The sequence below is a fragment of the Chryseobacterium sp. MFBS3-17 genome (assembly GCF_020687745.1).
Taxonomy (GTDB): Bacteria; Bacteroidota; Bacteroidia; order Flavobacteriales; family Weeksellaceae; genus Marnyiella.
The window spans coordinates 228,331-235,487 of record NZ_JAJEWK010000006.1 but is presented as its reverse complement, the minus strand read 5'-3'; the positions used below and the strand labels follow the sequence as shown (position 1 = coordinate 235,487).

The following is a 7,157-nucleotide window of genomic DNA, read 5'->3' as shown; positions in this document are numbered from 1 at the left end:
CTACCATCTGGGTCAATGTATCGAATAGGATTATTAAAAGCGTAGGCGTATGGCGAAAACCTTCTTGAAACTTCAGCAAGTGGGTCGTGTTGTCCCCAAATTACAGCATCCGGCATATAAAATCTCGCTCCGTAATCATACATCCCGGTCTCTTGCAGCTCCTTGCCGTTGTACTTGTACTTATAAGAGCTAACGGAAAGTGCATTAATATGCTGTAAACCAAATGGGTAATAACTGTTTTCTTCCAGAACTGCTGCGCTGCTTCCACTTTTAAAGTAACTTAATCTTACTGAGCTACGCTCGCAAACTGCGTGAAAAGCTGTGCTTTTCACTTGTTTGTCCAAGTGGTCTGCATAGTGGTAAATATATGCATTTTTTACAAAATCAAAATAGCCCTCTGCAGTAGGCACAAACTGTAGAATCTGCACCGCACTGTTTGTTACTTCGTATTGAAAGCCATCCAGATATTCTGTGGTTTTGATTTTCTCTGTACCTTTTACTCCATAGGCGTAGTTTTTCCGGAGTTTGGTGCCATCTGCACGATAAAGGTAGGTGCTGCTTACATTTTTGATCTGATCAAATTCCCCGGGTTCGCGCACAATATATTCCTGATTAAACAAGATGTCTTTTGGCAAGTTCAAAAAATTGTAACTGATATTCAGAATTCCCTTATCCTCATGTTTGGTCATATTGCCATTGGCATCATAGGTCATTGGGGTTCCGGAGGTATCCGGGTAGCCCTGGTAGTTGGCAGATGCGTCTGTAACCGTGTTCAGCCTGTTGCCGGTGTAGGTATAGGAAAGGTTGTCTATCTGTTCTGCCATATTTGTGTAAAAAGATTTGGCGTTGCGCTGCAGGGAAAGGATATTCCCGTTCAGGTCATAAGACAGTTCTTCATTATAAAAATTGTTCTGCGGCACAGTGGCATTGGGTTCTGCATAACTGCCTTTCAGAAGGCGGTTCAGAGGGTCATACTGGTAGGTATATCTTTTCAGAACGCCATCTTGTGCGTTTTTCCAGTCTATTTCTGCTATGTTGCCGTTATATTTAATTTTACACCAACGTTTGATACATCACTAACACTTTTATTCTCCTTTGTTCTTCTTGTGCTTTACTGAAATTTCACTTACATCAATTCCGTACCAGACCTCTACGAAAGTTTTTAAATCAAATGTACTGAGCCGAGTAGGTACATATTCTCCATCTATCTTATCTAATCTGATGAAATTTTCGACAATATCTGCAGTAATTTCATTTCCTTTCTGAAACTTAAAATATTCAAAATCCATAACGTTTTCTTCATTAATACAAAATTGCTCCGATAGAAATGCCATTCTTTGTTGATCTAAATTCTTAAATCCATTTTCAAATACCAAAACAATAGAAGGCGAGTAGTTAAAATAAAGAATCTTATTGGCAGGAGAAGTTTCAAACTGTCCTCTATTACTTAATATAGCAAATTGTGTAGGGGTGTAGGTTGAATAAGAAACACTTAAATTTTCAACTTCTAATAATTCTTCAAAATAGAAGGATATAAATACAGTTTTATATTTTATTTCAATCGGTATCAACTTCGTTTTAGTGAAAAACTCAATACTATTTTGTATTTCTTTTTTCACCTTTTCATCTCTTACAAAACCCAAACGGTCTTGGGCGAAAACTATGTGTGAACATAACAACAATACTATAAATAGGGAAGACTTCATATTAAAATGGAATTAACTTGGGTAATTTAATCTGACCGGTTTGCGGTAATTTCGGACTTACAGTTTTCCCGCGCTGCCGCACGAATCCTTTCGTGTGGCTCATCTTCTGCCCTAAAAACCAATCCGACTTCTACAGGATTCTGATGTACGGAATCTGTTTTCTGTTTTATCAACCCTACCCGATTTTCTTCCGCACAAAAACCATATACGCCATATACAATAACGGAAGGGACATCACTCCCAGGTACAGGCTGTTGCTCATGGCCAGCTCCGGCATGGTGGCTACTGCATACACCAACCCGAAGAATGCTCCCCCCAGATGGGCAGCATGACCAATATTGTCGCCCTGCCGCGGATTCAGCATCATATACACGGAATACCCGAAGTACAGCACCCCGAAAATATATCCTTTAATGGGAATCGGGATGAAAAACAGATACAGTTCCAGATGCGGATACACCGCAATGGCCGCAAACAAAATCCCGGAAACGCCACCGCTGGCTCCTATGGCAGAATACCAGGACTGGTTCTGATACAGGTAGAGCGAAAATACATTTCCCAAAATGACCGACCCGAAGTACACCGCCAGAAATCCGGCCACGCCAAACGCCTGCAGCACAATGGGCCCGAAAAAATAGAGCGTAATCATATTGAACAGCAAATGCATCAGATCTGCATGGAGAAAACCTGCAGAAAGGAGGCGGATGTACTCTTTGTCCCGCCGGATGGCGCCTACGTTAAATTTATACTTCTCAAACAATGTGTGGTTATTGAACGCCACAAAACTAATGACCGCCGTCACCGCAATTACCAGTATTAAAATATAACTCATTTTTTATTTTTCAGATTCTTATTATTCGTCAAACAGACTGCCTATGGTTCCTTCGCCATCGTCTTCCGGAGCACCGTGGTCCGGGTGTTCATGTTCCGGTTCCTCTTCCGGCACCGGCTCTTCTTCCGGCTCGGGAACGGTGATGTTAATGGTTTTTACTTTGTGCTTCGTAAGCTGGTTGCCAATGGCCTTGATGCCTTTCACCGAAATAAACTCGTCTATGTTCACCTGTTCAGGATCGCGCTGTTTGTCTTTTTCTTTGGCAAAAATAATCTCCGCCGAAGCATTGGGCGCCGTAATGATCTGCTCAATGAAAGTTTTGGGATGTTCAGACGGCACGAAATACTGCACATTGGCCGTAGGTTCCAGCAGAAAACGCTTGATGAAGTAAATTTCCTTTTCGCCATCAAAGTAAATACAGGTCAGCGGCTGGTCTGCCACCCATTTCTCCAGCACCAGATATTCATCATCAAAACGGTTCATCAGATCAAATGAAACAAGTTTGGCTTCACCGTTATTATTAATGGTCAGAATCCGGTCATCTCCCCGGAAGCTGCCCAGCAGGGTTCCGCGCCCATCCACATTCAGGCGACGCACAGTTTCATCAAACCAGATTTTCCGTGGTGCCAGTGTAGAGTGGCCTTCTTCTTTCAGATCCACTTTTTTCACGGCATATTTGGTCACCAGATTCCCGCGGGAATTTCTTCCCTTGATGGCGAGATCAGAGAAATCAATGTCTATTTTATTTTTCCGCACTCTGGCATTAGGCTTCAGAAGTACAGAAACCAACTCGGCTTCCCCGTTGGGATTGGCCGAGAAATACAAAACCTGAGAACCTTTTGCATCAGATGCCAGCGGGTAATCGGTATTCCGGGTAATGCTGGTCACCGAGAAGCGCTTCATATAATACGGCCCTTCCCGGCCCTCCCGGTAAATCATATTATAAACGGTGCGGGTATCGCCTTTTTTCCAGATGGCGACATGCAAAATATCTTTCCCAATGAATGTTTTGGGCTCCACCTTTACCACTTTCATGGTTCCGTCTTTCCGGAAGGTGATGATGTCATCTATATCCGAACAGTCAAACAGGTACTGATCTTTTCTCAGTGAAGTCCCGATGAAACCTTCCTCAAAATTGGCGTAGAATTTTTCATTGGCCACGGCCACTTTGGTAGCATCTATATTATCAAACACCCGGATTTCTGTTCTGCGTTCCTTGTCTTTGCCGTATTTTTTCTGAATATTCTGAAAGTATTCAATGGCGTACGGAATCAGATTTTCCAGGTTGTATTTGCACTGTTCTATCTTGCCCTCCAGCGCCGCTATGGTTTCCTTGAATTTATCCAGGTCAAAGCGTGAAATTCTTTTAATCCGGATTTCGGTAAGCTTCAGAATATCTTCTTCGGTCACCGCCCGCAGCAAATGTGCAGTATGCGGCTTCAGTCCTTCATCTATGGTGGTCAGCACTTCTTCCCAGCTTTTCACCTCTTCTATGTCATGATAAATCCGGTTTTCTATGAAAATTCTTTCCAGTGAAGCAAAATGCCAACTTTCCTGCAGCTCGTGCAGTTCTATCTCCAGTTCTTTTTTCAGCAGCGAAACGGTATGATCGGTATTCATCCGCAGAATCTCCGAAACATTCAGGAACATCGGTTTATCGCCCACAATCACACAGGCATTCGGCGAAATGGACACCTGACAATCGGTAAAGGCATACAGGGCGTCTATGGTTTTATCCGGCGACACATCATTGGTCAGGTGAATCAGAATTTCCACCTTGTCTGAGGTGTTGTCTTCTATCTTTTTAATCTTGATTTTTCCCCGTTCGGTAGCTTTTACAATGCTGTCTATGAGGTCTCCCGTGGTTTTGGAAAACGGCAGTTCGGTAATGACCAGCATGTTTTTGTCGCGCTGCGCAATTCTGGCACGTGCCCGCACCCTGCCCCCGCGCTCGCCATCGTTATATTCCGAAACATCCAGCATTCCGCCGGTTATAAAATCGGGAAATATCTGAAATTTCTTTCCTTTGAGGTAAGCTATGGATGCCTGGATGAGCTCATTGAAATTATGCGGAAGAATTTTGGTAGAAAGCCCCACCCCGATTCCTTCCACTCCCTGTGCCAGCAGCAGCGGAAACTTTACCGGCAAATCAATGGGTTCATTATTCCGGCCGTCATAGGATTTTGCCCAGTCTGTGGTTTTGGGGTTAAAGACTACTTCCAGCGCAAACGGAGTAAGACGCGCCTCGATATAACGGGCGGCGGCGGCGGAATCTCCGGTGAAAATATTCCCCCAGTTTCCCTGGGTGTCTATCAGCAGTTCCTTCTGGCCGATCTGCACCATGGCATCGGTAATGGAGGCATCTCCATGCGGGTGATACTTCATGGTATTTCCCACAATATTCGCCACTTTATTGTAGCGGCCGTCTTCCAGCTCGCGCATGGAATGCATGATGCGGCGCTGTACAGGTTTGAAACCGTCAAACACAGACGGGATGGCGCGGTCCAGAATTACATACGATGCATAATCCAGAAACCAGTCCTTGTACAGACCGGAAACTTTTTTCAAACTTCCTTCTTCGTGTTGTTGATCTTCTGTCATTTATTTCGGTGTCAGATTGACTTTAATTTTTCTTTTAAACTTCGACGTCCTCCAGCGCCTCTTTTTTGTTGATATCCGGATCTTCTACCACCAGATTGGAGAGGATGAAACTCTGACGGTCCGGCGTATTTTTTCCCATATAGAATTCCAGCAACTGATCAATGGTCTGGTCCTTGCCCAGCACTACCGGTTCCAGACGGATGTCTTTGCCAATGAAATGCTTGAACTCATCCGGAGAAATCTCTCCCAAACCTTTAAAACGGGTGATTTCGGGGTTTTTGCCCAATTCGTTCAGGGCTTTTATACGCTCGGCATCACTGTAGCAATAGCGGGTTTCTTTTTTATTGCGCACCCGGAACAGTGGCGTCTGCAGAATGTAGAGGTGACCATTTTTAATGAGATCCGGGAAAAATTGCAGGAAAAACGTAATCATCAGCAGGCGAATGTGCATTCCATCCACATCGGCATCCGTAGCAATAATCACCTGGTTGTACCTTAGATCCTCCAGTGAATCCTCAATATTCAAAGCGGCCTGCAGCAGGTTAAATTCCTCATTCTCATACACCACCCGTTTGGTTAAACCGTAGGAGTTCAGCGGCTTCCCGCGCAGGGAAAACACCGCCTGGGTTTCCACATCTCTGGATTTGGTAATGGATCCCGAAGCAGAATCTCCCTCGGTAATGAAAATCTGAGACTCGGCTTTGCGCTCTGCTTTTTGGTCATTATAATGTTGCCGGCAGTCCCGCAGTTTTTTATTGTGCAGTGACACTTTTTTCGCACGTTCCCGTGCCAGCTTCTGAATGCCCGAAAGTTCCTTGCGTTCCCGCTCAGAAATCAGGATTTTCTTTTGCAAGGCCTCGGCTACCTCCGGATGCTGGTGCAGGTAATTGTCCAGTTTGCTTTTCATGTAATTGATCATGAAAGTCTTGATGGTCTCCAGCTCATTGCCATTTTTGTCCTGGCCCATGGTGGTAGATCCCAGTTTGGTTTTGGTCTGCGACTCAAAAACCGGATTGCCCACGTTGATGTACACCGCACCAATAATGGCTTTGCGGATGTCTGCCGCTTCAAAGGTTTTGCCGTAAAACTCACGAATGGTTTTCACATAAGCCTCCTTGAAGGCATTCAGGTGCGTCCCTCCCTGCGAGGTATATTGTCCGTTTACGAAGGAAAAATAGGTTTCAGACTGTGACCGGTCAGAGTGCGTAAGCGCCACTTCCATATCCTCGTCTTTAATGTGGATAATGGGATACACAATATCTCCGTCTATTTCCTCTTCCAGCAGATCCTTCAGACCATTCTGCGACTCAAAGACTTCCCCGTTGAAGTACACTTTCAGTCCCAGGTTCAGGTAGGTATAGTTCCGCAGCATGCGTTCCACATATTCTGCCCGGAATTTATAATTCACAAAGATGGAATCATCCGGAATAAAGGTAATTTCCGTACCGTTTCGTTCAGAGGTGTCCACCTCATCATGCACTTCAGAAAGTTTACCTTCGCGGAACTCTGCGCGGCGCATTTTACCATCACGCACAGATTTTACCTGGAAATATTCAGAGAGGAAATTTACCGCCTTGGTTCCCACCCCGTTCAGACCGATAGATTTTTTAAAGGCACCGTCATCATACTTCCCGCCGGTATTCATAATGGACACTACCTCTACAATTTTGCCCAGCGGAATCCCCCTTCCATAATCGCGGATGGTCACTTTGCCGTCTTTAATTTTAACTTCAATTTTTTTTCCGTGCTTCATCCGGAATTCGTCTATAGAGTTATCTATGACTTCCTTCAGCAGGATATAGATACCGTCATCTACAGAGGAACCATCGCCCAGTTTCCCGATATACATCCCGGGACGCAGCCTCACGTGCTCGCGTGGTTCCAGCGTTTTTATATTGTCTTCGGTATATTGTACAGTATTGTTTTCGCTCATAAATTGCTTTTCATCTCTTATAAAATCAATAACCTACAAATATAACGTTTTGCAAAATTTAATGAAAGTTTTGTGGAAAAATAGT

At 44.3% G+C, this 7,157-nt stretch carries 6 protein-coding genes; all 6 read right to left on the bottom strand.

Translation table 11 applies throughout. From position 1 onward, the window contains the following. The coding region (locus tag LKO26_RS04705) for an RHS repeat domain-containing protein (RefSeq protein WP_227586691.1) at positions 1-920 on the bottom strand (920 nt) is incomplete at its 3' end. A gap of 165 nt (positions 921-1,085) precedes the next feature. Further along, positions 1,086-1,706, bottom strand: coding sequence for a hypothetical protein (locus LKO26_RS04700; RefSeq protein ID WP_227586690.1), 621 nt, complete (start codon positions 1,704-1,706; stop codon positions 1,086-1,088). 26 nt (positions 1,707-1,732) lie between these two features. Continuing rightward, positions 1,733-1,879: a hypothetical protein gene (locus LKO26_RS04695; protein ID WP_227586689.1), complete on the bottom strand. Its 147-nt coding sequence runs from the start codon at positions 1,877-1,879 to the stop codon at positions 1,733-1,735. A gap of 2 nt (positions 1,880-1,881) precedes the next feature. Next, entirely contained in the window at positions 1,882-2,538 is a 657-nt protein-coding gene (locus LKO26_RS04690) for a rhomboid family intramembrane serine protease (protein ID WP_227586688.1), read from the bottom strand. Between the two features lie 21 nt (positions 2,539-2,559). Then, on the bottom strand, positions 2,560-5,139 hold the full coding sequence (locus LKO26_RS04685; protein ID WP_227586687.1) for a DNA gyrase/topoisomerase IV subunit A: 2,580 nt from the start codon (positions 5,137-5,139) through the stop codon (positions 2,560-2,562). 34 nt (positions 5,140-5,173) lie between these two features. Beyond that, positions 5,174-7,072 (bottom strand): DNA topoisomerase IV subunit B, encoded by a 1,899-nt coding sequence (locus LKO26_RS04680; RefSeq protein ID WP_227586686.1) that lies wholly within the window; start codon positions 7,070-7,072, stop codon positions 5,174-5,176. Positions 7,073-7,157 lie beyond the last annotated feature (85 nt).

Coding starts and splice junctions, on each gene's coding strand:
- LKO26_RS04685 (WP_227586687.1), bottom strand. CDS start 5,139: ATGACAGAAGATCAACAACACGAAGAAGGAAGTTTGAAAAAAGTTTCC.
- LKO26_RS04690 (WP_227586688.1), bottom strand. CDS start 2,538: ATGAGTTATATTTTAATACTGGTAATTGCGGTGACGGCGGTCATTAGT.
- LKO26_RS04680 (WP_227586686.1), bottom strand. CDS start 7,072: ATGAGCGAAAACAATACTGTACAATATACCGAAGACAATATAAAAACG.
- LKO26_RS04700 (WP_227586690.1), bottom strand. CDS start 1,706: ATGAAGTCTTCCCTATTTATAGTATTGTTGTTATGTTCACACATAGTT.